Genomic DNA, 25,113 nt, shown 5'->3' with positions numbered 1-25,113 from the left:
CTAGTGACAGCGCGGTCGTGAATTAAATAACTCTGCTGGTATTGGCAATTTAAGCACAGTGCCACATCCTGGCGGAGCTTGTCTGCCCGTTTGTGTATTAACAAATGCCCATTTAATTGACGGTGGTCTAGGTGTCGCGATTGACTCTGGGTTTAACTGTCGCAAATAGCGAATATAAAGCTCTAAGGCACCAACGCTGCCAGTTAACTTAGTCGGTTTATTATCATCTCGACCAACCCAAGTAACGGTTACTGTATTTTGGTCAAAACCAGCAAACCAACTATCACGTAAGTTGTTGGTTGAGCCCGTTTTACCTGCTAACTGAATGGTTGGGAAGTGTAATTTTAAGCGTTTCGCGGTGCCTTCACGTGTAACCTTTTGCATTGCGTATTTAGTCATATAACTAGTCGCTGGAGAAAAGCGCGTTTCAGGCGTACTGTTATGCTGATAAATAAGTTCGCCCACAGCATTGGTAATTGCCGCCACTGACGTTAACTTGCGATAATCACCATCAAAGGCAATGGTTGAATACATTTGCGCAACATCAATCGGCGCGAGTTCTTGTGCACCTAACAGCAGTGACGGGTACTGATTAATTGACTCATCAACCCCTAGTCGCTTAATTGACTCAGTTACAGCAGGTAAACCTAAATCTAGCCCAACCGCCACAGCTGGCATATTAATACTTTTACTAAAAGCTTGATAAAGCGGCATTTTACCGCGGAATTTTTGGTCGAAATTAGACGGAGACCAAGTGTGTCCGGCTTCATCGCTAATCTCCATTGGCTCGTCATCAACTAAGCTACCTAAGGTGTATTTACCTGATTCAAATGCCGTCATATAAATGGCTGGCTTAACCAATGAACCGATATTACGTTTGGTATCGAGCGCTCGGTTAAAGCCATTAAAATCGCTATCGCGTGCACCTACCAAGGCAGACACACCGCCGTATTTTACATTAACCGACAACATTGCCGCCTCAAGTTTAGAAGTCGATTTTAAACGCTCTAAATATGGCAACCCAGTTTCAAACGACTTTTCCATCGCTGCTTGTTTTTGTAAATCGAAATAAGTAAATACGCGTACACCTGCGTCAATTGTATCTTTTGAATTTAAAATTGTTTTCAGCTCGCGGCGAACCAAGTCCATATAGCCCGGGTGCTGATTAATATCAAAGCGTGATAGTGGTTCTATTTTGATATCGCGTGCTAACGCCAGTTTATAGCTCTTAGTCGAAATTAACCCATTCTCAACCATTAAGCGCAGCACCAAGTCGCGTCTTTCCATTGTGCGCTCTTTAAAACGCCTTGGATTATAGAAACTTGGCCCCTTAACCATCGCCACTAATAGCGCAACTTGGTCGTATTCAATTTCATTCAGCGGTTTACCAAAATAAAACTCACTGGCTAAACCAAAGCCGTGTACGCCTTGCGAGCGTGACTGACCTAAATACACTTCGTTTAAGTACGCTTCTAAAATTTCGTCTTTGCTGTATCTAAAATCTAAAATCAGCGCAATTAATGCTTCATTGATTTTACGTGTTAGGGTGCGATCTCGGGTTAAATAAAAGTTTTTCGCTAACTGCTGAGTTAAAGTACTGCCCCCTTGCACTGTGCGACCTGCGCGAATATTTGCCACCAAGGCACGTACAATAGACCAAACTGATACCCCATGGTGCTCGTAAAAATTGCGGTCTTCTACCAACAGCAAGGTATCTTGTACCACTTGCGGAATATGACTAAGTGGCACAAATTCGCGGTCTTGCTTGCTTTCGTTGGCAAGGCGCGCCAGCTGTAATGGCTCTAAGCGCGCCATTGATAAATTTGCCCCTTGCTCATCTTTAATTGCAGCAAGCTTTTTCGGGCCAAACACTAAATCGAACCCAACTTGCTGTTCTGCCCCATCATAAAATTCAAAAGCACGACGATAAATACGAATAGTATTGCCTTTAATAACGTATTGACCGGTATTATTGATGCGATTAACTTCAGAATAATTAAGGCGTTGGAGTTCCCATACAACTTCATCTTTTGATAAGTATTGGCCGGGATAGAAGGTCATTGCGCGGGCATAAATTTGCGCTGGTAACTGCCACTTATTACCCTCAAATTTATGGCTAATTTTGCTATCTAAGTAGATTAAATAAAGTGCGAGTGCAACCAATAAACCAGCACCTAGCTTTAACGCAAGCATTGAAAAACGTTTTAATTTGCTCGGTTTGGTTTTAGCTTGAGTGGCTTTTTTAGCGCGCGGCTTACGCGTTGTAGTTGTCTTTTTCGTTGCCGCTTTTGGCGTTTTCTTTTTATCTGTCATTGCACTTAGAATTGAGAAAAATCCTGTTTATCATACCGATTTTTGTATCGCATTTCATTGCCAATACCTATTAAAACCCCCATTATAATTGCCTGATGTTGTTGTTTGTATTTTAAATCAGCACGGCTGAGTATTGTTCTCATAAAAAAGCATCAAATCGCAACGTCATATTTTCACTAAATCTAATAATTTTAAGACCAGAAGGTTCGCTATGAAATACGCAAAATTAGGAAGTTCAAACATTGATGTTTCACGTATTTGTTTAGGCACCATGACCTGGGGTGTGCAAAACAATCAACTTGATGCCAATCAACAAATTGAGTTAGCCGCCGAGCACGGTATCAACTTTATGGATACAGCCGAAATGTACGCTGTACCGCCAACACCCGAAACCTACGGTAAAACAGAAGAAATTATTGGTAACTACTTTGCCAAAAATAAACAAAAGCGCGATGACTGGGTAGTTGCAACAAAGATAGCAGGCAATGGCCTGCCTTGGATCAGAAATGCTTCAGACATCACTGGGCAAGCGGTAATCAATGCGGTTGATGCGTCATTAAAACGCCTACAAATCGACACCATTGATGTTTACCAACTACATTGGCCTAACCGCACTTCTCCGCATTTTGCAAAACATAGACCGAACCAAATTAGTTTTACAAACGTTGATACTAAAGCTCATAAAACGCAAATGTTAGATATCTTACAAGGACTAGATCACTGCATTAAAGCAGGTAAGATTCGCCACTATGGCCTTTCAGATGATACGACTTGGGGTATTCATACGTTTATTGAATTAGCCAAGGCGCATAACTTGCCTCGCCCAGTGTCTATTCAAAATGAATTCAATTTACTGCACGCTAAAGATTGGCCTTATTTAATAGAGCACTGTGTACATGAAGAAATTGCCTATTTACCTTGGTCGCCGCTAGCAACCGGAATGTTAAGTGGAAAATATCTAAACGATGCCAGACCACAAGGCAGTCGCTGGACATTAATGCAGCGCAATGGGTTATTTAGAAATACCGAAACTGCACAGCAGGCGGTTGCTGAATATTGTCAGCTTGCGGCGAAATTAGGGATTACACCAAGCCAACTTGCACTAGCATGGTGCGATAAAGTTGATGGTGTAACTTCAACCATTATTGGTGCAACCACGCAACAGCAGCTAGCCGAAAACATTGCCGCATTTGAACTTAACCTACCAGATGACTTTATGGCGCAAATAGATGCTATTTGGCGTAAATATCCACTGCCGTATTAGCGCGGACAGTTAACATACTACCGCTTAAATAATGTGTGCACTAATTGCTTTAAGTTAATCGGCATAATCACAAATAAGGCAACACCCGATGCAAAATGCGGGTTTGCCTTACAATAAAATGCAATCTCTCGTTTTTCGCTGTTAAAAAACGCCTTTAAGTCATCGTCACTGTAAGCACTACTACGTCCTGTTTCCACTAAACAACGGGTACCTGTAAGTGAGCTAACAATGCCAGCCTTATTAAATGCATCAAACAAATCGCGTTTATGATGCAAAAGCCGTGGGCTAGGATACGTGATTGCAACGCGCTTACTAATAGCGCGATACATCGCAGGGCTTAACATGGTATCGGCATAGTAAATATCTTGCCAAGGATGCATTAACCAATACTTAAACGCTTGTTGAATAGAAAACGATAACGTATGACCACCTTGTCGAAATTCAGGATAAAAGCCAGCGGATGCTCTTAACAACACTTTTTTGTTTGCACGTTCAAACGTAAGTAAACAATAACCAACAATGTTTCCATCAGCAAAATAAAGCCTTAAAACACGTTTAAACGCCGCACTACAATTGAAGTATTTTTCAAAATATTCGTCACTGGAAATGCCGTTAAAACAGGCAGTAAAAATATCTTTGAGCGCTGAAATATGTGATGTATCTAACCAATTATTTGGCCAACTAAAATCTTGTGTCTGTTGAATTGTACCCACATAACCACCCTAAATAGAGCTATAACTCTAAACAGAATATCAGAGCGTGTTTATCTAAATCCATAATAAACTAAACAAATTTGATGATTCTCGCGTACAATCACTATCAATTGAAATCGTGAATTGTACTTATGTCAAAATATAACAATCAAACATTATTAGGTTACCTTGGTCTTATTCCATTTTTATTGTTAGTAGGTGCTCACTTTCTTTTTGAGCATATTTTATTAAGCCAAGCATTTATGTTTTATAGCATTAGTATTATGAGTTTCGTTGCCGGTACATTATGGCATGAATCAAACAGTAATAAGCTAAATTGGCTAATTGTATTACCAACAATTCCAACGCTAGCGCTCGCACTACTTGATATAAAACTGGCCCTACTCTACCTCGGCGCCTGTTATGTTTTTGTGTTGGCAGTGCAAAAACGTACCGAAACATGGGGTAAATTAAACCCAGATTACCAACGCATGCGTGAGCGTATTACGGGTGTAGTGTTGGTTTGTCATTTATTTTTTGCCGCACAACTGCACCATGGCGTGGCCCAGTAAAAAGCAGTGTGATTACATTCTGCTTTTTACTTTATTAGTTGCCTTAGCATTGGCCGGTTCGTCTGGCCAAAAATGCTTAGGGTAACGCCCTTTCATTTCTTTTTGTACTTCTCGATAACTCGACGCCCAAAATCCAGCTAAATCCTGCGTGATCTGAAGCGGACGCATTGCCGGTGACAGTAATTCAATGGCTAACGATAGCTCACCATGCGCAAGCTTAGGTGTGGTTGCGACACCATACATTTCTTGCATTTTTACCGAGAGCTTTGCAGGGCCATCAACTTGGTAATGAATTTTTAGTTTTGAACCAGTAGGCACAACTAATCGCTCTGGCAATAACTCATCTAATAACGTTTGCTGCTGCCAATCAAGCAACCCTTTAAGTGGCGCTAATAAGTCCAACTTTTTAAGCGCCGCCAAACTATTTACGTCGGTTAAATAAGGCGAAAGCCACGTATCAAGATGATCAAATAAGTGCTGTTTTGATAACTGCGGAAATTCATTTGGTAAAAATTGATGGGCTAACGTTAAACGCACTATGTATTGCTCAACGTCAAACGTTAGGTTTAACAGCTGCCACCCTTTTCTTGCGATAATATGACACCAAGCAGCAGCTTTTTCATCACCACTAAGCGCCTTATTACTCGGTTTACGTGACAGTATCAGTTGCCCTAAACAATATTGTGTTTCGGCAATAAAACGCCCAGCATTCTCATCAAACTGTGCAACGTCTTTATTTTCAAATAAGTACGGCAACGCCCTTTCAACTTGTGCTAAATCACACTTACACGCATTAAATACGTGTTGCCCTGTCGCACCGCCCATATCACCAATACACAATAGGTCATCATAAATTGGAAAATCATCATAAAGCGTTGCGCCAGCACCATTAGCCAAGCGCAATCCGTTACCGCGTTTTTGCGCAATGCGGTCGGGAAAAGCCAACGCCATTACAATCGATAAATATTCAAGAGGTAGATGATTAACCGCCGTTAATTTTAAGCGTTTAAGCCACAGGCGTAGTTCTTTATCAAAGTTTGGCTGCGGTGATTTAAGCTGAAAATTAAGCCCAGTTGCAAGGTCATTACTGCGATTTACCTGACTGGTGAAAAGCGCAACTAAATACACTGCCAAATGATAAATACCGGTATAATCAGCTTCAAGTTGCTTTGCTTTTATTAACATATGAGCAAAGCGTAGCTCTGTACCATAACTCAACATTTGTTGACCTAATGAGGTAATCTTGCCATCAGCCGTAATAGCTTCAAGCATCAATAACAGACTTTTCGCCGCATCAATCTGTTTGGGCGACGGCTTATCCAGTAACACCAAATCGTCAATTGACGTTCCCCAATTAGCGCACTCTAAAACAAGCTGACTAATATCGCTGCGCAATATTTCAGGTATTGCATGGCTTGCTCGTCGCTCGAAATGTTCTTTACTGCCTAAGCGATACACCACACCCGCTTCGATGCGCCCTGCACGACCCGCGCGTTGAATTGCAGACGACTTAGCCACATTAACAGTAAGTAATTGGCTAATACCATTTTTAACATTGTATTGGGTTATTTTCTCTTTACCTGAATCAACAACAATGCGAATTCCATCAATGGTTAAGCTGGTTTCCGCTACATTGGTAGTGAGTACTATTTTCCGTTGCCCTTCAGAGCATGGTTGAAACGCCGCTTGCTGTGTTTTTTTATCTTGCTTGCCAAACAGTGCGTAAATTGTTGTATCTTGCGCGATGCTTCCTGTGTTTTTGGCCGCAATAAGCTCAGACTCTATCGCTTTTATTTCTTTTACACCGGGTAAAAACACCAGTGCGCTGCCGCTTTGTTCTACCATTGCTTGAATGGTTAACGGCGCAATTTGCGCAAGCCAATCTGCTTCACTTTTAACTGAGATATAATGTTCAGCGATAGGAAATTGACGCCCTTCACTTTGCACCAACGGCGCATCGAAGTGACAACTTAAACGCTCCCCATCAAGCGTTGCCGACATAATCAGCAATTTAAGATCATCACGATAAGCCATTTGCGCTTCAAATGAGAGTGCGAGTGCTGTTTCAGCTTGAATTGAACGTTCGTGAAATTCATCAAAAATCACCAAATCTACGCCGTCTAACTCAGGGTCATCTTGCAGCATACGTGTCAGCATGCCTTCAGTTACAATTTCTAAACGGGTGTGTTGGCTGGTAAAATTTTCACCACGAATGCGCAAACCGATTGTGTGCCCTAGCGGCTCATCTAAACAGTCGGCCAGAAAACTTGCGATATTTCGTGCAGCAAGCCTACGTGGCTCTAACATAATAATACGTTTGAAGTGATTATCTTTAATGAGTTGCAGTGGCAACCAAGTTGATTTACCCGCCCCTGGTGGCGCTTGCAGCACCACGCGCTCATGTTGCGATAATCTAGAAACCAGAGTTTGATAAACACTTTCAATCGGCAGCAAAACAACTATCCATTCATTTTTTGCTGAATTTTAACTGTTTTGCGTTAACTTCGCAGTAATTGGAATGCAAATCGCTACAAATAATGCGCTCGCGATTAAACATGCTGCTAACCCATATTGCTGAAACAATAATCCAGACAACACAGTGCCAAATAAACGACCACAGGCATTTGCCATGTAATAAAGGCCAACATCCATCGAGGCACCTTCATCGCGGGCGTAATGCACAATCAAAAATGAGTGAATGGCAGAATTAATAGCAAAAATTATGGCAAATAAAATTAGCCCAAATATCGCTACATTAACCAATGATAGGCCGTAATAAATCGCCACCAGCATAACCACCAAAACAGCCAACAATGCAAGCGCACTGAACACCGCTGACTGCGCATTGGCCTGTTTATTAAAAGCCTTAAATACTTTTGGTGTAGTGGATTGAATAACCCCGTAAATAATCACCCACGACGCCATCATAATACCTACTGCTGTACTCGACCATCCCGCTTGCATGGTTAAAAACACAGGCAAGGCAACCACAAACCACACATCGCGACTGGCAAATAAAAAGCAACGCGCAAACGAGAGTAGGTTTACTTTTTTACTTGATGAAAATACTTGGCTAAATTTCGGCTTAAATGATTTGGCCTCTAAACTTTGCTTTAACTGAGCGGCAACCAATAAAGTAATTAATCCAAGTCCAGCAGCAAGTAAATACAAACTGTTTTGATAGCCAAATAGCGCCAGTAAAAAACCACCTAAAAAGAAACCACAACCTTTTAGTGTATTTTTCGACCCTGTAAGCAGTGCCACCCATTTAAACAGAGTGCTACTTTCATCGCTTGGCACAAGCTGTTTAATCGCTGTTTTGGCACTCATTTTATTGAGATCTTTGGCGATGCCCGATGCTGCTTGTAATATCATTACATAAACAACACTTAGCCACTGAGTTTGCGCCAGCAAAATAAGCGCGCTTATTTGCAGCAGCAAGCCACTAAACAAAGTGACTTTTAAACCAAAACGGGCGCCCAACCAGCCACCAAACAAATTAGTAACAATGCCAAAAAATTCGTAAAACAAAAATAGCATTGCCACTTCAATTGGCGAATAACCGAGTGTATGAAAATACAGCACCACTAGCATACGCAGTGCGCCATCAGTTAAGGTAAATCCCCAGTAAGCTAGGGTAATTTGTATGTAGTCTTTAATTCCCTGACTGACTGTGTTTGATGCTGCTAACATAATTTAAAGCTACGTGAAGTGATAAACAAAGCCTAAACCAAGGCGTTGAAATACTTTGGTTTAGGGCGAAAAGGTAAGTTAAGACGCTGCAATCATATTAACAATGTCATTCATACGTGAGACATAGTTAATTTCGTTATCGTACCAAGCTAATACTTTCACTAAATGCTTGTCGATTACTTGAGTCGACAAGCCATCAACAATGGCACTGTGCGTATCACCAACAAAATCAACCGAAACCAACGGACGCATTTCAATATCTAAAATACCCTTTAATTCACCTGATTTAGCACGCTCAAATGCATTGTTAATGTCTTCAACACTAGTTGGTTTTTCAGTTTCAATTACTAAGTCCACCAAAGAGCCGCTTAACAGCGGTACGCGCACGGCTAAGCCATCAAGCTTGCCTTTCAGCTCAGGGAAAATCGTCATAATTGCTGTTGTTGAACCCGAGCTTGTTGGAATTAACGATTCACCACAAGCACGCGCACGACGTAAATCTTTATGTGCTTTATCAACAATCGTTTGAGTATTGGTAATATCGTGAATGGTGGTCATTGAGCCACGTTTTATGCCGACTGTTTCTTTTAATACCTTTACAACAGGCGCAAGGCAGTTGGTTGTGCACGACGCTGCCGTAACCACTTTATGTTTATCTGCTTGGTATAAATCATGATTTACGCCATAGACTAAATTAATCGCGCCTTCGTCTTTTACTGGGCAAGAAACAAGAACACGCGCTAACCCTTTATCTAACAAAGGTTGAAATAGCTCCGATTTACGGTAAAGCCCCGAACAATCAATCAATAAGTCAATATTATCAACAGGTAGATCAGTTAACTTTGACTCATGCAATAAGCTAATTTTCTGCTCAGCGACATATAAATGGCTGTCATCTGCATGAATTTCATTGTCTTTAAAGCGTCCTTGAACTGAGTCAAACGCTAGCAAGTGGGCAATCGCCTCGTTTGTTGCTGCGGGATCATTAATATAAACCAACTGATGGTTTGCCTCAGCTAACACGATACGTGCTAATAATTTACCCATACGACCGAAGCCATTAATCGCAATTTTCATAATAAACAGCCTAACAATTTGAAGGTTTGAAAGAAGTTAAATCACGTTGCACTTGGCAATCGCTATTTAGTGTGTCGAGTGTTAATTTCAATATCGCTAACAGCGGCTGGCTGAGCGATTCACTTAATTGATAATAACGCCATGTACCGCGAGTAACTGACTGAACAAGCCCAGACTTTTTTAAATAACTTAAATGGCGACTAACCGTACCTTGTGGCATATCTAAAACGGCAACAAGATCACAGACACATACCTCTTTATGCTCTAAAATAAGAGCCATAATTCGAAGGCGGGTCTGTTCACTGAGTGCTTTGTGAAATTGTGCTACAACCATAAATTCGCTTAAACATATATATGCATAAGCAAATATTAAAAGATGACAGATAAAAATCAAGAAAATAAACGGCTATTTTTTGGCTTAGATTTTAGTGAAGAAGATAAATCTAGAATATTCAGATGGTTAACATCAAAAATTGAAAGTAAACGAAAGCCTATATTAAAAAGTAATTTGCACTTAACCCTAGCGTTTTTACCGAATGTGCCAATTAAAACACAAGAAGCTTTAATTAAATTTGCACGCAGTTTATCGGTTTCACCATTTAGTTTGCGCTTTGAAGAGACAAGCTTTTGGCAAAATAGTGGAATTTTTTATTTAAAACCAACAAACCAACCCAGCTCATTAACACAGCTTGCCAATACATTACGCGATGAAGGTGAAAAACTGCAACTTTACACTAACCCGTTTGCCTATCACCCGCACGTTACGCTAATACGAAACTGCAAACAGCCCCCTCAAATAATACAAAAAATCACGCCGTTTGACGTGACCTATAGTGAATTTAAACTCTTTCACTCGACGCGCATTAATAACCAGTTACGCTATATACCAATCGAAACATTTCCGCTAAAAGCCGATTAAGATAATTGGCGTTTAAAATCTTTAATCACGTTATTTAAGCTATTGATAATATTTACATGACTATAGGCAAGCTCTTCAAACTTCATTAACGTGTCATCAGTTACTTCAGTTAATTTACTTTCTTCGTCGTTGGTGAGTTCAAGTTGGCCAAAAATTTCAAAAAACTTAAGTGATTGATGACTTTGAATTTGCTGAGTTTGCTCTGTAAAAAGCCCCATTTTTTGCTGTAAATCATCTAATTCAAACGCAATTTTTTTAAAATACAGTTGTTTTACGTATTCTTGATTAAGCATATTAACTTGATGATTTGCACATTCAATATAGGCCGCTACCACATCTAAAATTTGCCCTTTTCGTACTTCGTCTTCAGGCATATTTTTAATCAAAATACAGATATAACTGTCTTTGAAAAAATATCGACGCCCAGCATTAATAATACGTTCGTCTTTTTGCATTACTAATTTAAAAAGATCTTCTTCCATACCACATGCACGTGCATAAGGACTATCCCAGTAACTTATCTGGCTATTTTCGCTATACGCAACCGATGCCGTGAGCTCTAAACTTTGTAAGTACGAAAAAATATGAACTAAAAACTCGTTGTAGTTAGTGCAAGAAAGGCAACCTTGAATCGCTCTTGCCGTATTACCCCACATAAAGGAATCTGACATCGCAGAAAATACTGCTGTGCTTGCCTGTTGCTCAGCCTCTTTTAGGGCATCAAATTCTTGCCGGTTAGCCAGTGCTTTTTTAATTTTGATTAATAATAAAGGGGGGATAAATGAACGCTTATCAATCCAGTCTGCGGCACCTGCATTGAATGCATTCATTTTAGTATCCAGTTCTTCAGAGGCACTTAAAAACACAATAATTGGGCTATTGCCTTGTTTTTTAACATGATGAATAAGCTCAACCCCATCGCCGTCGGGAAAGTGATAATCTAAAACAATGACACTAAATTGAGACTTATCGCACAAGGCTTTCGCTTGCTCCAAATTATACGCTTGCGACACTACGTATTCCTCGGTCAAGCTTGAAGCAACAAGATCATTTAAACAAATATCGTCTTCCGCAATTAGTAAGTCTATCTTCATAGTTTAAACACGTTAATAGCACCAGTACTAAGCATAGAATAATATTACAAATAAAAAAGCCCAACGCCATTAGGCATTGGGCTTTCACATATTTACAACTTAAATCAAACTAACTGGTTAGATATTACCTCGTACGGTAACAAACTCAGGGTACGCATCTACACCACAATCGTGCTGGTCCATACCATTAATTTCTTCTTCTTCGCCAACACGAATACCCATGGTTTTCTTAAGTACCGCCCAAACAATAAATGAGCTCACAAACACAAAGGCAAAGATTACTACTGCGCCAATTAACTGATTTACAAATGTCGCATCACTATTTGATAACGGCACTAGCATAAGGCCTAAGAAGCCGCATACACCGTGAACTGAAATCGCACCCACTGGGTCATCAATTTTAGCTTTGTCTAATGCCACAATACTGAACACAACTAAGCTGCCACCTAGCGCGCCACCTAGCACCGCAAGTAACGGGCTTGGCGATGCAGGTTCTGCAGTAATTACAACAAGACCTGCAAGTGCGCCATTCAATACCATAGTTAAATCAGCTTTACGCCATAACACTTTACAAAGTAATAGTGCTGAAATTGCGCCAGCAGCCGCTGCCGCATTCGTGTTAAGTAAGATTTGACTCACTGCTGTGGCATTTTCTTTATCTGATAGCAGCAATTGCGAACCACCATTAAAACCAAACCAACCCATCCAAAGAATAAATGTACCTAATGTTGCAAGCGGCAAATTAGAGCCCGGAATTGGGTAGATTTCACCATTTTTACCATACTTCCCTTTACGTGCACCCAGTAATAATACACCGGCAAGCGCAGCCGCTGCCCCCGCCATATGTACAATACCTGAACCTGCAAAATCAACAAATCCCATCTCAGATAAGAAGCCACCGCCCCAAGTCCAGTAACCTTCTAATGGATATATAAAACCAGTTAACACCACACAAAAAACAAGGAAAGACCATAACTTCATACGCTCAGCAACTGCACCTGAAACAATCGACATTGCCGTTGCAACAAACACAACTTGGAAGAAAAAGTCTGATTGCAATGCATGATCAGCATCTGCCGCTTCAGTACCAATCAGCATGCCCAATGACGGTAAAAAACCACCCTCGGCATTATCAACATACATAATGTTGTAACCAACAATCAGATAAACCGTACATGCAATCGCGTAAAGCGCGACGTTTTTAGTTAAAATTTCAGTGGTGTTTTTAGAGCGTACTAGGCCCGCTTCTAACATTGCGAAACCCGCAGCCATCCACATTACTAAGATGCCAGACATTAAAAAGTAAAATGTGTCGAGCGCAAACTTTAATTCAACTACTGTGTTTTCCATGACATTCCCCTTAAATTGCCGCTTCGTCTAACTCGCCCGTACGAATACGAACAATTTGCTCTAGGTCATAGACAAAAATTTTGCCGTCACCGATTTTGCCGGTTTGTGCCACATTGGTAATCGCCTCAACCACGCGGTCAACATTGTCACTTTGCGTTGCAATTTCGACTTTAATTTTTGGAATAAAATCAACTTGGTACTCTGCGCCTCGATATAGCTCAGTGTGCCCGCGTTGACGTCCAAAACCTTTTACATCGACTACTGTCATGCCCTCAATGCCAAGATCTGACATCGCTTCTCTAACATCATCAAGCTTAAATGGCTTAATAATGGCGCTGATCATTTTCATAACGTGTACCTGTTGTTGTTTTTTATTTGTACTTACTAAATCCAACCTTTATGCCAATAATATTTTTTTATCTAATTCATAAAGTTATGTAATTTACAATGTGTTACAACAAAGTTAACGCACCACAAAGGTGCAGCAATAGTGGGTTTGTGAACGTTTTGGTGCAAAAAATGAAACAGCAAAAACTTGCTTTGGTGACCGTTTTTGACACAATATGAACCAACGGAGTTGGTATATAACCCTGAACTTTGCCAACTCAATGGAATTAAAAATCAATAACAAAGGATATATAAGCACATGGCTTATTGGGTTATCCAAGCGCTCACTGCGGTTTTACTGTTGCTTAGTGGATTATCAAATATAAATACTGATAAGGAAATTTACGGTTTAGCAAATACGTTTGCACACACTGGCGGAAAAGTGTTTTGTTTTTTTCTGATCACCCATTTTTTACTCAGGGCACCGATTAATTTTCTTCGCGATAAAGAAACCAACCTTTTTAAAATCACTCTGAGCGGCATTTTTCTCGTTATGATTAGTGCTTACTTGGCCACCAACATAGCTGAATCGAGTCACGATACTTTTAAACCTCTTGCTAAAAAACTCGCTTACTACAAAGCTAACCCAGATAAAGATCCGCTTAATGAAAGTAATGAGGACGCTCAACCAGCAAGCGATGGCGACACTTCAATAGTCGATGATACATCAGACTCAACCCAATCAGATTCCTCAAAAGGAAAAAGCGTTTCTTCAGAATTTAAAAGAGGATTCAAAGAAGGCTATAAACGAGAACACCTAAAAATTCGCGAAGAACAAGAAAAAATTGCTCAAGGAGATCCTGAAGCAATAGAACGAGCTTCATCTGAACGACTTCGTTCCCAACTTGGTGTGTTTGGATTTTGGCTCTTTTTCTATATGCCTTTATCGGCTTTAAAACGTCGCTTCCAAGTTAAAACACAACTTAAGCAAAGCCAGATCGCATTATTAATGAGTCAGCTTAATCCGCATTTTTTGTTTAATTCATTAAACAGTATTCGCGGTATGATTTTCGAAGATAAACAGCTTGCTAAAGAGTTAATCGATAAACTAAATGAGCTTTTTCGCTACAACTTAACTGCGAATAAGCACCCCACGGTAAAATTAAAAGAAGAATTACGCATTTGTGAATTCTATCTTGATATTGAGCATATTCGCCTTGAAGAGCGCTTGTTAATTGAAATGCACGTAGATGAAACCTGCTTAAATATCAAAGTCCCCACTATGGGCATTCTTACATTAATTGAAAACTCAATTAAGCACGGCATTGCGCCAAGGCAAGATCAAAGCCTGCTGATTGTTGATATTGCTAAACAAAAAAACCAACTTGTGGTGACCGTAAGTAACCCAATTTACACAGGCACCTATAAAGTCGAAAGCACAGGTACAGGGCAAGAAAACCTAATTAAACGCTTACAGCTAATGTATAACGAAAACGCCTCGTTAAACGCTGAGTTTAAAGACGATAAATATATCGCATGTTTAACATTGCCAATTTAAAAAGGTCAAAATCCGGTTATGAATTTCAGTTACATTCGAAATACCAGTCCTAATTATTGGCGATACCAAGGGCCGATCTTATTTGTATCAGCCTTAGTAAGTCTCTTGGGTATCTGGGGGGTTTTTCAAGAACCTGAAGGCCAAGAGATACCCATATTTCAACTTGGTTGGTACGGTGCATTGGCTCTCACCACTTACCAGCTCATAATGATATTTGCGGCATTCCATATCGTGCTGCGCGGCGTTTATAAACACTATAAAACCTACGCTAAAACTAAGTGGAAACTGTTTTTACTGCTATTAGCTAGTTCCACCATCACTTCATTAGTGATTATTGGTTTAGATTTTTTACCTATATTTCTCGCATTAGTTCCTTACTCTCTTGAAGAGTACTTAAACAGTCTTATGCATTTGGATGGCTTAAGCGAGTCACTCGTAGCCTATGTTATTTATAATATTGTGTTTAATTTAGTGTGGGCTTACAGTTACGTACTTGCAGCTAGTGTTTCAAATTATAAGCAGCTCGCATTATTGCTTAAAAAGCAAAAACTACAAATTTTAACCAACCGTGTTAACCCTGAGTTTTTATTTGATACCATGGAAGCGATTAAGCATCAAATTGATATTGATGAAGAAAAAGCGGCAGATCTCGTAACCAAAGCATCGGACCTTTTTCGTTACAACTTGATGTCGAGTAAAACAGCCGATGCAAAGCTCAATGATGAACTGGCCAGTTTAACCAATTACCTAGAGTTACTTGAAGAACAAAAACGTGCACCAAGTAGTTACAGCTTAAAGCTTCATGATGCTGAGATATCACCTAATATCCCAAGTATGTCGCTTATTTTTATCTGTTCGTTTTTACTCAACACTGCGCGTAACCGCAACGGCGAACTAACGATAGCAAGCTTTATAAAACACCAAAAATATCGTATCGAAATTGCGCATCAAAGCCACGGTAAGTTCTTTTTAGATACTGAACATTTCGATAATGTAAAAAGCCGTTTAGAGCACCAGTATAGTAACGATGCCAGCATCGTTTTAGTTAAAAGCGGTAAGCGCAGAAAAGTAGTGATTGAACTGCCAATTGACTGGCAACAACAGCTAGAAAAAACAGCCTAACCATTCATCTCACTTTTTTGCCGTTTATCATTTTAATTGGCGAGATAATTTTAAAATCGATAGACTCAGAAAAGTCTGTCAAAAAAGAGACTTTCTTTTTATATGTTTGAAAAAAATGCGGAAGCACCATTAAATCCACACTTCTTGTTTAATAGCATGAATGCTATCCGCTATATGATTTTCGAAAATCAAGATTTAGCGAGCGACTTACTTGGCAAACTTGCCGAGTTAATTCGCTATCAACTAAACGACGGTGTAGGTAATACCAGCGTTAGCGACGACTTAACTCAATTAGCACACTTGCTTGATTTAGAAGCGCTACGCCTTGAAGAACGAATTACAATAACAAAACAGTTCACTAAGCTTTCCAACCCTTATCCTTTAGCATGCTCTTTGCTACTGCCTATAGTTGAGTATGTATTCATCAAAAAAGATATTTACAGCGTTAGCCACAATGAACTACTTGTAAGCACCAATGAAACTGGCGGTGCGCTTACTTTTACACTTAAATTAACGCAAACACCAAAAATAAAATCAGGTGACTTGCCATTAAACGAGCTAATTGCGAAGCTCGGCCTTGGTAATGTTTGCAGTGCAACACAAACCTGTGATGCGACCACTTACACGATGGAGTTAACTTTTAACAATGAGTATTAGAATAATAATTGTTGATGACGAACGTCTTGCTCGCAGTGAATTAAAACGCCTACTATCAAAACATAGCCAAATTGAAATTGTCGATGAGGCCAAAAATGCCGAAGAAGCGAGTGAAAAAATCGCTGAGCATAAACCAGATGCAATCTTCTTAGATATTCATATGCCTGGCGCAACCGGTTTAGAGCTTGCAGAATCACTCGGTGATGACGTGAATATTATCTTCTGTACTGCTTACGACCAGTTTGCCGTAGAAGCGTTTTCACTAAACGCGATGGACTATCTAGTAAAACCAGTAAACCCTGCTCGTTTAGCCGAAAGCATTGAAAAGTTAGAAAAACGTCTTGAACAAAGCGCATCGGCAAGTGGCCTACCAGATGATCACAAACTAATGGTGAAGTACGGCGAAACCATGCGCATTATTGAGCTGAAAGAGATCATTCGTTTTGAGTCAATTGGTAACCACGCGGCGATTTATACACCGCACGGTAAAGCGTACTTGCACAGCTCGCTTAATAAAATTGAAGCAAAATTAGACGAAAGGCATTATTTCCGTGCCAGTCGCTCAGACATTATTCGTCTAGATGCAATTGAAAGCATGGAACAGGCGATTAGCTATGGCTTAACAGCGACGCTAAGTAATGGTCAAACGGTTGAAATCTCTCGCAGACAAGCAACCAAATTAAGACAACTACTTGAGTTTACGCAGCTGTAAAAGATTTCAGATTTCAGATTTCAGATTTCAGATTTCAGATTTCAGCAAAATTAAAAGCTAAGAGCGTCGATTATGAACTCTTAGCTTCCTCTTTAAAGGTTGGCTTTATTGGTGAATAACCACCTGATTTCGGCCACCACCTTTTGCATCATAAAGTGCCACATCGGCGCGATTAATTAGCTCTGTAAGTTCTTCGTCTTGCTGCAATTGAGCAACACCCGCACTGATAGACAAGCTAATAAATTGACCCGCAGCTTCAACTTGCATATTCGCGAGTGAAAAACGTAGTTCATCAAGTTTTTCAAATGCTGCATCCTGATCTTCACCTCTAAACAGCACGGCAAATTCTTCCCCGCCGAGACGCGCCATCAGTGCATCACCAAATTGCTCTGTTAACTTATTTGATAAAAAGCTTAATACTTCATCACCAGCTTGGTGCCCGTAAGTATCATTTATTTGCTTGAAGTGATCGATATCAATCACAGCAATACTTAATAACGATTGCTCAGTGATGATTTTCTCTGACGCTTGATAGAAGTAACGACGATTATATAGCCCTGTTAGATAGTCTTTGTTCGCCGAATCTTTAATGGTTTCTATCAGGTTTAGCTGCTCCATGGTCATCATTACACGACAATGAAACTCTTCTGGTGCGAAAGGTTTTGTTAAAAAGTCATTTGCGCCATGCTTAATAAACTTGGCAGATAAACTCTGACTGCCAGAACCTGAAATACCAATAATACCTAAACTATCACGCCCTCGTTTTGAGCGAATGCTTTTAACTAATTCAAAACCATCTTTTTTCGGCATAGCAAAGTCGGTGAGTAGTAACTTAATGCTCTCATCAGCTAATAGCTTTTGATACGCTTGTTCACCATCTTCAGCCTCTTCAACATGGTACAGTAAACGCTCTAAGTTTTGACGCATCATAGTACGGCTAGTTTGCGAATCATCGGCAACCAGTACTTTAGTTCCTTGGTTTCCGAGCAGTTGTGCCAACTGCTTTACGGCATAAGTATAAGAATCGCGGTTTTCTTTTAGGACGTAATCCACCACTCCCATTTCCAGCATTTGCTGACGCTTAAACTCATCAATACTGCCAGTTAAAACAAGGGTTGGAATACCACAACGTAAGGTCAATGTGGCCACTTCACCGTTACTCGCATCGGGTAAGTTCAAATCCACCAGCGCCAGGGTATATTTATTATTTTTGATAAGTCCTGCCGACTCTCTCAGCGATGCGGCAAAATCAACGGGAACAGATAAATACTGCGCGACTAGATGGCGCAATACTTGTTGCACCATTTTGCTATCTTCAACGATTAAAATTCGTTGCATAGTTACACTCCAACTAAGCTTTTCTTACCTGCTCGCAGGCTTATTATTGTGGTCCCGTTATACCACATAACCATTAAAAAAAGGGAAACAAACGTTCCCCTTTTTTTAAAATATACTAGGGCCTGCTGATCTTTTCAGTTCTATTTTAGTTCTCTCTGAGCGTGTGTTTATCGCGACGCTCGATGTGTAGCCTAGTAATCTAAGCGAATATCGAAACGCTTGCGCGTCCTGCTAACGCCCCTTACCTGCTTCCATGTAGGCAACAATGAGAAAAGTACGCTCAAAAGAACCTTTAGGCAACGCTTGATTAGCTTTTTTACGGTGTTATCGGCTGACTCACATAGCATAACTATGTCACGCAGCCTCTGCCTTATATAAAGCCCAACCAAACTGCTGCAAAAACGAACGTAAAAAGATAGCCGCCCCTTATTACTCGTAACCGCGAGGGCCTTTGTGTTTTATGATGGCGATATAACCATGCCAGCTTGCATAGCTAAGCAGCGGCATTATTACAATAAACCCTGTTGCGCCAGTCAAAAAGCCTAATGCCACCAAAGCAACAATGCAAAATGCCCAAACAATCATGGCACCAATATTTTCTTTTACTGCATGTATCGATGACACCACAGCAGTCATAATATCCACTCGGCGCTCCATCATGATTTGCGGTGTAAACGCTGAAATAGCAAATACACTACCAAGCATAAATGCACCAATTAACGACCCTAAGGTTAAAAACGCCGAGAGCTCGTCAAATGTTGGATTAACACTATTTGGGTATAACGCATGCACCAGTGCCGCTAAACGCATCCAAATAATCATAATCACCATTAACAGTACCGCAAACCCCCACTCGCCAACTGGGTTTCGAAACATTGACCTTAAACTATGACTTAGTGTGGGTTTGTGCTGCTTTTCTAGCTCCCACGCAATATCGTATAAGCCAACAGCAAAAGCCGGCCCAATTAGGGCAAATGCCACTGTGGCGGGTAAAATAACGAGATGGGTACCTGATTGATAGACAAAATATAAAATCGCGACAGGGATAATACTAAACACAACACCATAAAATAGGCTCAAAATTGGCGCACTCGCCATATCTTTAAAACCAAGGGCAAGCCAATGCAGAGGGGCAAATAGTCCAACCTTATTGCACTCTAAACATCTGGCAAAAGTCGCATGCTTATCTGCTACTGGAGTTTGAGGCATAACTTTCTCCTTAATTGAATCAGTTAGCGGTGACAATATCGCTCATAGTTACTGTACGTATCGATACAAACAATGGGTTTGTTTTTTTGCTTTAACCATTTAATCGCGTTTTAAATACGATGCTTGTTGCGCTGTAAAAACGGCTTATATGTAAAAAGTCAAAGTGCATCATTGTTTTATATACGTCATTAATCAGTATAGGGTAGATTTAGTAATTCAACGAAAAAATGCCTATATTGGTCTCACTCTCTTTGACCGCACAAGCAAAAATTAAGTAGTCTGCTTACTAACCTAATCCACATGTTTAACAACAGGGCCAACATGAAAAAGCTTATTCAGTTAGTCGTTTTTTCAGCGCTTGTAATATCAAACCAATCACAAGCCACTGATAGAAAAATAACAATCGATAGTAAACAAACCTCTAATCACCAAGTAAAAATCTTAGGTAACAAGGTTAAGTACAGTGCAACAATTGGCACGCAACCGGTGTGGGATGAGCAAGGTAACGCGATTGCCAGTTTGCATTACACGTATTATCAAAAGTCAGGTGTAAAAGACTATGGCAAACGCCCATTACTGATTTCGTTTAATGGTGGACCTGGTTCGGCTTCGGTTTGGATGCACCTTGCTTACACAGGCCCTAAAATCTTAAATATTGATGACGAAGGCTACCCAGTTCAGCCTTATGGCGTTAAAAGTAACCCTTACTCAGTGCTTGATGTCGCCGATATTGTCTACGTTAATCCAGTAAACACAGGCTATTCTCGTGTTCTTGAAAATGACAAAGGTGAACTGCCAAGTAAAGATAAACAAAAAGAGTTATTTTTTGGTGTTAATGCCGACATTAAATACCTAGCTGATTGGATTAATACCTTTGTAACACGCAACAACCGCTGGTTATCACCAAAGTTTTTAATTGGAGAAAGTTACGGTACAACACGTGTTTCTGGTCTTGCACTTGAATTGCAAAATCGCCAATGGATGTATCTAAATGGCGTAATCTTAGTATCACCTACTGAAATTGGTATTAAACGCGAAGGCCCAGTTGAAGCCGCTAATCGCATTCCTTACTTTGCTGCAACGGCGTGGTATCACAACAAGTTAGATGCTAAATACCAAAACATGCCACTAACAACGTTTTTGGCCGAAGTTGAAGACTTTACAATCAATAAAGCGATCCCTGCAATTAGCAAAGGTGGCTTTATTAATATTGATGAAAAACAACAAATTGCCGCAACCATCGCTAAATACACAGCATTGAGCGAAACCTTTGTACTACGCAATAATCTTGATATTCCTAATGCCGCGTTTTGGAAAGAATTGCTACGCGAAGACGGCTTTACTGTGGGTCGTTTAGATTCACGCTATAAAGGTATCGATAAACGTGATGCAGGCAGTCGCCCTGATTATTGGGCTGAGCTAACCTCATGGTTGCACTCATTTACACCAGCAATTAATTACTACTTACAACAAGAGCTCGGCTACAAAACAGATCTAAAATACAACATGTTTGGTTCGGTTCATCCGTGGGACCGCAGCAATAATAAAACCGGCGAGAATCTGCGCTTAGCAATGGCGCAAAACCCATATTTGAATGTAATGGTGCAATCTGGTTATTTTGATGGTGCAACAAACTACTTTGATGCCAAGTACACTATGTGGCAACTTGATCCGAGTGGCAAAATGCGTGAACGCTTAAGCTTTAAAGGTTACGAAAGCGGGCACATGATGTATCTTCGCCGCGCCGATTTAGAAACATCAAACCAAGATGTACGCGAGTTTATTTTAAACTCACTGCCATCAGGTCCAGCTAAGTACTAATCACATTTAAAAGCAGCAGTTCTTGCTGCTTTTTAACTTTGCAAAAAAGCTTTTAACAACTATATACTTAGCAAAACAATTAATTTTGCTAAGTATATGAGCTATCGCATTCAATTCGCCCAATTAAGTAACAATGTCACCACTGAACAGGCGAAAACAATCTTAACAACAAAATTAAAACTGTCTGATGCAAAAGCTACACAGTTTCTTGCGGGCAAGCTCATTTTTAGTCCTATCTCGCAAGACAAAGCAATAAAACAGCAAAAAACCTTCTCTGCGCTCGGCATTAAAGTCAAAATAGTCAATGCAAACAAAGCGCAAACACAAGAACCTGAGCACGATGTCGACCAGCGTATTTTGGCTGCGCTTGACTATATAACCACATCAATTATTCGCCTTGAAGAAAAAGTCGATGACTTAGCTCGCCTGCAACAAGAACAAAATGGCGAAATCGACTTAGAGCTCGAAAATAACAGTTGGGGCGAAGAGCTTGAGTTTGATGAAACCGTTGAATCAAGTAACAAACCAAAAAATATCAACTGGTTGTTCTTTGCTTTAATTGCCATTTTGCTGTCTTTACTCGGTGTAATTGTCGCATTTCCTAATTTACTGCCCTTTTAATATTTAAATATTGCTATGGAACGTCAAAATATTCGCAAGTTAATGCGAGAACGTCGCGCTCAACTTTCAGAAATTGAACAACTTGAAGCCGCGAAAAAAATTAACGTGAACATTTTTCAACACTTTAAAAACGCCAGTATACGCCGAGTTGGGATCTACTTATCAAACGACAGCGAAATTGATACCTCATTGATAATTGAAGAGTTATGGCGTAAAAACATCGACGTTTACCTGCCTGTGCTACACCCCTTCTGCCACGGTTACTTACTCTTTCAAAGGTATGAGAAAAATTCACCCATGACGCCAAATCGCTATGGTATCTTGGAACCCAAGTTAAATTGTAGTCAGGTTTGTTTGGTTGAAGACTTAGATGTGCTTTGCACACCACTTGTCGCTTTTGACCAACAAGGTAACCGCCTTGGTATGGGTGGCGGCTATTATGATCGTACGCTCGCTAAATATTATCGCGAACAACGTACTAAGCCCGAAATTATCGGCCTTGCTCATGATTGCCAACACATTGACCAATTACCGATTGAAAGTTGGGATGTACCACTTAAAACCATAGTAACGCCAAAAAAGTGTTATTTATGGTAAGCATGTAAGGTGCAACTAGGTATAATACTTACAACTCTAAAATCCGTTCAAACATTAGGCCTTTACCTATGACTCAAGATGAAATGAAAAAAGCAGCTGCATGGGCGGCACTGGAATACGTTGAAAAAGACAGCATCGTTGGTGTTGGCACAGGTTCAACGGTTAACCACTTTATTGATGCACTTGCGAGCATTAAAGATGACATTCGCGGTGCTGTTTCAAGTTCAGAAGCCTCAACTGAAAAGCTAAAAGCACTCGGTATTGAGATTTTCGAATTGAACGATGTTGATAGTTTAAGTGTGTATGTTGATGGCGCAGATGAAATCAACTCACTTAACGAAATGATCAAAGGTGGCGGTGCCGCGTTAACACGTGAAAAAATCGTGGCAGCAGTTGCTAAACAGTTTGTTTGTATTGTTGATGAAACAAAGCTTGTTGATGTACTTGGCAACTTCCCATTACCGGTTGAAGTCATTCCAATGGCACGCAGCTATGTAGCACGAGAATTAGTACATCTTGGTGGTGACCCAGTTTATCGCGAAGGCGTTATCACAGATAACGGTAATGTCATTTTAGACGTGCACAATATGCATATCGACAACGCCAAACAAACTGAACAAAAAATAAATCAAATTGTTGGTGTAGTAACCAATGGTTTATTTGCCGAGCGCGGCGCAAACACAGTGATTGTAGGTACACCACAAGGACCTAAAACGCTGAAGTAATATTTAGGAAAGGTTATGAGCAAGGTATCGTTAGCAAAAGACAAAATTAAAATTTTACTGCTTGAAGGCGTGCACCAAAGTGCCGTTGAAACACTTAAGCGTAATGGTTACACCAATATTGATTATGTTAAAACGTCCTTGCCTGAGCCTGAACTGATTGAGCGTTTACGCGACGCACATTTCGTTGGTATTCGCTCACGTACTCACTTAACTGAAGCGGTACTTGAACAAGCTGATAAACTGGTTGCTATTGGATGTTTTTGCATTGGTACCAATCAAGTATCACTAGATGCAGCGCAGAAATTTGGCATTCCAGTATTCAATGCTCCGTTCTCAAATACACGTTCAGTAGCTGAACTAGTACTCGGTGAAATTCTGCTGCTATTACGCGGCATTCCTGAGAAGAACGCCAAAGCACATCGCGGTGAATGGCAAAAATCAGCTGCAGGTTCATTTGAAGCACGTGGTAAAACCTTAGGTATTATCGGTTACGGCCACATTGGTACGCAGCTAAGTATTATGGCTGAAAACATCGGCATGAAAGTACAGTTCTTCGATATTGAAGATAAGCTGGTACTTGGTAATGCTACGCAAGTACAAAATTTAACGCAGTTGTTACAAACATCCGATGTAATCAGCCTGCACGTACCAGAAACAGCGCAAACCAAAAACCTAATTGGTGCTGCAGAACTAGAAGTTATGAAGCAGGGCGCCATTTTAATCAACGCGTCACGCGGTACGGTAGTGGACATTGATGCACTTGCCAGCAGCTTGCAAGAAAAGAAAATCGCTGGTGCAGCTATTGATGTATTCCCAGTAGAGCCAAAAGGTAACGACGAAGAGTTTGTTTCACCACTGCGCGAATTTGATAACGTGATTCTAACGCCACACATTGGCGGTTCAACACAAGAAGCGCAAGAAAATATTGGTGTTGAAGTAGCAGGTAAACTTGCCAAGTACTCAGACAACGGTTCAACGGTATCGGCTGTTAACTTCCCTGAAGTATCTTTGCCAGAGCTGGCTAATCGCAGCCGCCTATTGCACATTCACCACAACCAACCGGGTGTACTAACGCAAATTAACCAAGCGTTTACCCAGCACGGTATTAATATCGCAGCGCAATACCTGCAAACAAACGAAACCATTGGTTACGTGGTAATTGATGTAGAAACAGATCATTCAGAAGTGGCATTAAAAGAGCTACGCGCCATCGACGGTACGATTCGCGCACGTATTCTTCACTAATAACCACGTCAAAACAGCATAAAAAAAGCAGCGTTACGCTGCTTTTTTTTATAGCTAATTCATAAGATAAAAAGAAATTATACCAACTCTGTTAAGTATGTGATCAGGGATTGCGCTGGATAAATGAAATGCTAACAAGTCGGAATTTTTCTTATGTAGTTGTTCTACATTGATAAATTCTAACGCAGTTAGCATGATATTTAGCCC

The 25,113-nt window shown here is 40.4% G+C and carries 23 protein-coding genes; 12 read left to right on the top strand and 11 right to left on the bottom strand.

All coding sequences use genetic code 11. The features are described from left to right. Nucleotides 1-2,313 (bottom strand): penicillin-binding protein 1B, encoded by a 2,313-nt coding sequence (gene mrcB / locus C2M30_RS02185; protein WP_105170518.1) that lies wholly within the window; start codon nucleotides 2,311-2,313, stop codon nucleotides 1-3. 211 nt (nucleotides 2,314-2,524) lie between these two features. Between mrcB and C2M30_RS02180 the strand changes: the two genes are divergently transcribed. Next, complete coding sequence (locus tag C2M30_RS02180; protein WP_105170517.1) at nucleotides 2,525-3,577, top strand: aldo/keto reductase; 1,053 nt, start codon at nucleotides 2,525-2,527, stop codon at nucleotides 3,575-3,577. A gap of 17 nt (nucleotides 3,578-3,594) precedes the next feature. On the opposite strand, the gene C2M30_RS02175 is transcribed toward C2M30_RS02180, so the two are convergent. Beyond that, nucleotides 3,595-4,290, bottom strand: coding sequence for a hypothetical protein (locus tag C2M30_RS02175; RefSeq protein ID WP_105170516.1), 696 nt, complete (start codon nucleotides 4,288-4,290; stop codon nucleotides 3,595-3,597). 131 nt (nucleotides 4,291-4,421) lie between these two features. Between C2M30_RS02175 and C2M30_RS02170 the strand changes: the two genes are divergently transcribed. Then, nucleotides 4,422-4,841 (top strand): DUF3429 domain-containing protein, encoded by a 420-nt coding sequence (locus tag C2M30_RS02170; RefSeq protein ID WP_105170515.1) that lies wholly within the window; start codon nucleotides 4,422-4,424, stop codon nucleotides 4,839-4,841. Nucleotides 4,842-4,853: 12 nt separating this feature from the next. On the opposite strand, the gene hrpB is transcribed toward C2M30_RS02170, so the two are convergent. From hrpB to C2M30_RS02150, 4 genes are all read right to left on the bottom strand, one after another. Further along, a complete protein-coding gene (hrpB, locus tag C2M30_RS02165) occupies nucleotides 4,854-7,295 on the bottom strand; it encodes an ATP-dependent helicase HrpB (protein WP_105170514.1) in 2,442 nt (813 codons plus the stop codon). Nucleotides 7,296-7,325: 30 nt separating this feature from the next. Continuing rightward, complete coding sequence (gene arsJ, locus C2M30_RS02160; protein WP_105170513.1) at nucleotides 7,326-8,534, bottom strand: organoarsenical effux MFS transporter ArsJ; 1,209 nt, start codon at nucleotides 8,532-8,534, stop codon at nucleotides 7,326-7,328. Nucleotides 8,535-8,612: 78 nt separating this feature from the next. Continuing rightward, nucleotides 8,613-9,611, bottom strand: coding sequence for an ArsJ-associated glyceraldehyde-3-phosphate dehydrogenase (locus tag C2M30_RS02155; RefSeq protein WP_105170512.1), 999 nt, complete (start codon nucleotides 9,609-9,611; stop codon nucleotides 8,613-8,615). 10 nt (nucleotides 9,612-9,621) lie between these two features. Beyond that, complete coding sequence (locus tag C2M30_RS02150) at nucleotides 9,622-9,945, bottom strand: ArsR/SmtB family transcription factor (RefSeq protein ID WP_105170511.1); 324 nt, start codon at nucleotides 9,943-9,945, stop codon at nucleotides 9,622-9,624. Nucleotides 9,946-9,987: 42 nt separating this feature from the next. Here C2M30_RS02150 and thpR point away from each other — a divergent pair, with 42 nt between their 5' ends. Next, nucleotides 9,988-10,530 (top strand): RNA 2',3'-cyclic phosphodiesterase, encoded by a 543-nt coding sequence (gene thpR, locus C2M30_RS02145; protein WP_105170510.1) that lies wholly within the window; start codon nucleotides 9,988-9,990, stop codon nucleotides 10,528-10,530. On the opposite strand, the gene C2M30_RS02140 is transcribed toward thpR, so the two are convergent. The 3 genes from C2M30_RS02140 to C2M30_RS02130 all read right to left on the bottom strand — a co-directional run bounded on the left by C2M30_RS02140 (nucleotide 10,527) and on the right by C2M30_RS02130 (nucleotide 13,323). Beyond that, on the bottom strand, nucleotides 10,527-11,624 hold the full coding sequence (locus C2M30_RS02140) for a response regulator transcription factor (protein WP_105170509.1): 1,098 nt from the start codon (nucleotides 11,622-11,624) through the stop codon (nucleotides 10,527-10,529). The two genes, thpR and C2M30_RS02140, sit on opposite strands and share 4 nt — an antisense overlap. Before the next feature lie 117 nt (nucleotides 11,625-11,741). Next, a complete protein-coding gene (locus C2M30_RS02135; protein ID WP_010561814.1) occupies nucleotides 11,742-12,974 on the bottom strand; it encodes an ammonium transporter in 1,233 nt (410 codons plus the stop codon). Nucleotides 12,975-12,984: 10 nt separating this feature from the next. Next, complete coding sequence (locus tag C2M30_RS02130; protein ID WP_010561815.1) at nucleotides 12,985-13,323, bottom strand: P-II family nitrogen regulator; 339 nt, start codon at nucleotides 13,321-13,323, stop codon at nucleotides 12,985-12,987. Nucleotides 13,324-13,620: 297 nt separating this feature from the next. Between C2M30_RS02130 and C2M30_RS02125 the strand changes: the two genes are divergently transcribed. The 4 genes from C2M30_RS02125 to C2M30_RS02110 all read left to right on the top strand — a co-directional run bounded on the left by C2M30_RS02125 (nucleotide 13,621) and on the right by C2M30_RS02110 (nucleotide 17,350). Further along, nucleotides 13,621-14,859, top strand: a complete 1,239-nt coding sequence (locus C2M30_RS02125; protein WP_105170508.1) for a sensor histidine kinase — start codon at nucleotides 13,621-13,623, stop codon at nucleotides 14,857-14,859. Nucleotides 14,860-14,877: 18 nt separating this feature from the next. Then, the gene (locus tag C2M30_RS02120) at nucleotides 14,878-15,981 is read left to right on the top strand and encodes a histidine kinase (protein ID WP_105170507.1); all 1,104 of its coding nucleotides are present in this window, start codon (nucleotides 14,878-14,880) and stop codon (nucleotides 15,979-15,981) included. 102 nt (nucleotides 15,982-16,083) lie between these two features. Continuing rightward, nucleotides 16,084-16,638 carry a histidine kinase gene (locus tag C2M30_RS02115; protein WP_105170506.1) on the top strand — a complete coding sequence of 185 codons (555 nt, stop codon included), beginning with the start codon at nucleotides 16,084-16,086 and terminating at the stop codon, nucleotides 16,636-16,638. Beyond that, the gene (locus C2M30_RS02110; protein ID WP_010561819.1) at nucleotides 16,628-17,350 is read left to right on the top strand and encodes a LytR/AlgR family response regulator transcription factor; all 723 of its coding nucleotides are present in this window, start codon (nucleotides 16,628-16,630) and stop codon (nucleotides 17,348-17,350) included. Before C2M30_RS02115 ends, C2M30_RS02110 begins: the two co-directional genes overlap by 11 nt. Before the next feature lie 105 nt (nucleotides 17,351-17,455). Here C2M30_RS02110 and C2M30_RS02105 read toward each other — a convergent pair whose 3' ends face one another. Both C2M30_RS02105 and C2M30_RS02100 read right to left on the bottom strand, forming a co-directional pair. Continuing rightward, the gene (locus C2M30_RS02105) at nucleotides 17,456-18,688 is read right to left on the bottom strand and encodes a GGDEF domain-containing response regulator (RefSeq protein ID WP_105170505.1); all 1,233 of its coding nucleotides are present in this window, start codon (nucleotides 18,686-18,688) and stop codon (nucleotides 17,456-17,458) included. Nucleotides 18,689-19,117: 429 nt separating this feature from the next. Beyond that, nucleotides 19,118-19,897 carry a DUF2189 domain-containing protein gene (locus C2M30_RS02100; RefSeq protein ID WP_105170504.1) on the bottom strand — a complete coding sequence of 260 codons (780 nt, stop codon included), beginning with the start codon at nucleotides 19,895-19,897 and terminating at the stop codon, nucleotides 19,118-19,120. A 321-nt stretch (nucleotides 19,898-20,218) separates the two neighbouring features. Between C2M30_RS02100 and C2M30_RS02095 the strand changes: the two genes are divergently transcribed. The 5 genes from C2M30_RS02095 (at nucleotide 20,219) to serA (ending at nucleotide 24,906) form a co-directional block, all read left to right on the top strand. Then, nucleotides 20,219-21,718: a S10 family peptidase gene (locus C2M30_RS02095; RefSeq protein WP_105170503.1), complete on the top strand. Its 1,500-nt coding sequence runs from the start codon at nucleotides 20,219-20,221 to the stop codon at nucleotides 21,716-21,718. A 96-nt stretch (nucleotides 21,719-21,814) separates the two neighbouring features. Next, nucleotides 21,815-22,339, top strand: coding sequence for a hypothetical protein (locus C2M30_RS02090; protein WP_105170502.1), 525 nt, complete (start codon nucleotides 21,815-21,817; stop codon nucleotides 22,337-22,339). A gap of 9 nt (nucleotides 22,340-22,348) precedes the next feature. Beyond that, a complete protein-coding gene (locus tag C2M30_RS02085) occupies nucleotides 22,349-22,936 on the top strand; it encodes a 5-formyltetrahydrofolate cyclo-ligase (protein WP_442792797.1) in 588 nt (195 codons plus the stop codon). A gap of 68 nt (nucleotides 22,937-23,004) precedes the next feature. Further along, a complete protein-coding gene (gene rpiA, locus C2M30_RS02080) occupies nucleotides 23,005-23,661 on the top strand; it encodes a ribose-5-phosphate isomerase RpiA (protein ID WP_010561825.1) in 657 nt (218 codons plus the stop codon). A gap of 15 nt (nucleotides 23,662-23,676) precedes the next feature. Continuing rightward, the gene (serA, locus tag C2M30_RS02075; RefSeq protein WP_010561826.1) at nucleotides 23,677-24,906 is read left to right on the top strand and encodes a phosphoglycerate dehydrogenase; all 1,230 of its coding nucleotides are present in this window, start codon (nucleotides 23,677-23,679) and stop codon (nucleotides 24,904-24,906) included. Nucleotides 24,907-25,113: the final 207 nt, after the last annotated feature.

Origin of the sequence: Pseudoalteromonas sp. T1lg24, assembly GCF_002964745.1 — a bacterium.
GTDB classification, from domain to species: Bacteria; Pseudomonadota; Gammaproteobacteria; order Enterobacterales; family Alteromonadaceae; genus Pseudoalteromonas; species Pseudoalteromonas spongiae.
The sequence above is the reverse complement of the archived record's forward strand: the minus strand, read 5'-3'. Positions and strand labels throughout refer to the sequence as shown.

Bases quoted from the DNA above. Each gene is read 5' to 3' on its own strand.
- mrcB (WP_105170518.1), bottom strand. From the start codon at position 2,313: ATGACAGATAAAAAGAAAACGCCAAAAGCGGCAACGAAAAAGACAACT.
- C2M30_RS02180 (WP_105170517.1), top strand. From the start codon at position 2,525: ATGAAATACGCAAAATTAGGAAGTTCAAACATTGATGTTTCACGTATT.
- C2M30_RS02170 (WP_105170515.1), top strand. From the start codon at position 4,422: ATGTCAAAATATAACAATCAAACATTATTAGGTTACCTTGGTCTTATT.
- arsJ (WP_105170513.1), bottom strand. From the start codon at position 8,534: ATGTTAGCAGCATCAAACACAGTCAGTCAGGGAATTAAAGACTACATA.
- C2M30_RS02155 (WP_105170512.1), bottom strand. From the start codon at position 9,611: ATGAAAATTGCGATTAATGGCTTCGGTCGTATGGGTAAATTATTAGCA.
- C2M30_RS02150 (WP_105170511.1), bottom strand. From the start codon at position 9,945: ATGGTTGTAGCACAATTTCACAAAGCACTCAGTGAACAGACCCGCCTT.
- thpR (WP_105170510.1), top strand. From the start codon at position 9,988: ATGACAGATAAAAATCAAGAAAATAAACGGCTATTTTTTGGCTTAGAT.
- C2M30_RS02140 (WP_105170509.1), bottom strand. From the start codon at position 11,624: ATGAAGATAGACTTACTAATTGCGGAAGACGATATTTGTTTAAATGAT.
- C2M30_RS02135 (WP_010561814.1), bottom strand. From the start codon at position 12,974: ATGGAAAACACAGTAGTTGAATTAAAGTTTGCGCTCGACACATTTTAC.
- C2M30_RS02130 (WP_010561815.1), bottom strand. From the start codon at position 13,323: ATGAAAATGATCAGCGCCATTATTAAGCCATTTAAGCTTGATGATGTT.
- C2M30_RS02125 (WP_105170508.1), top strand. From the start codon at position 13,621: ATGGCTTATTGGGTTATCCAAGCGCTCACTGCGGTTTTACTGTTGCTT.
- C2M30_RS02120 (WP_105170507.1), top strand. From the start codon at position 14,878: ATGAATTTCAGTTACATTCGAAATACCAGTCCTAATTATTGGCGATAC.
- C2M30_RS02115 (WP_105170506.1), top strand. From the start codon at position 16,084: ATGTTTGAAAAAAATGCGGAAGCACCATTAAATCCACACTTCTTGTTT.
- C2M30_RS02110 (WP_010561819.1), top strand. From the start codon at position 16,628: ATGAGTATTAGAATAATAATTGTTGATGACGAACGTCTTGCTCGCAGT.
- C2M30_RS02105 (WP_105170505.1), bottom strand. From the start codon at position 18,688: ATGCAACGAATTTTAATCGTTGAAGATAGCAAAATGGTGCAACAAGTA.
- C2M30_RS02100 (WP_105170504.1), bottom strand. From the start codon at position 19,897: ATGCCTCAAACTCCAGTAGCAGATAAGCATGCGACTTTTGCCAGATGT.
- C2M30_RS02095 (WP_105170503.1), top strand. From the start codon at position 20,219: ATGAAAAAGCTTATTCAGTTAGTCGTTTTTTCAGCGCTTGTAATATCA.
- C2M30_RS02090 (WP_105170502.1), top strand. From the start codon at position 21,815: ATGAGCTATCGCATTCAATTCGCCCAATTAAGTAACAATGTCACCACT.
- rpiA (WP_010561825.1), top strand. From the start codon at position 23,005: ATGACTCAAGATGAAATGAAAAAAGCAGCTGCATGGGCGGCACTGGAA.
- serA (WP_010561826.1), top strand. From the start codon at position 23,677: ATGAGCAAGGTATCGTTAGCAAAAGACAAAATTAAAATTTTACTGCTT.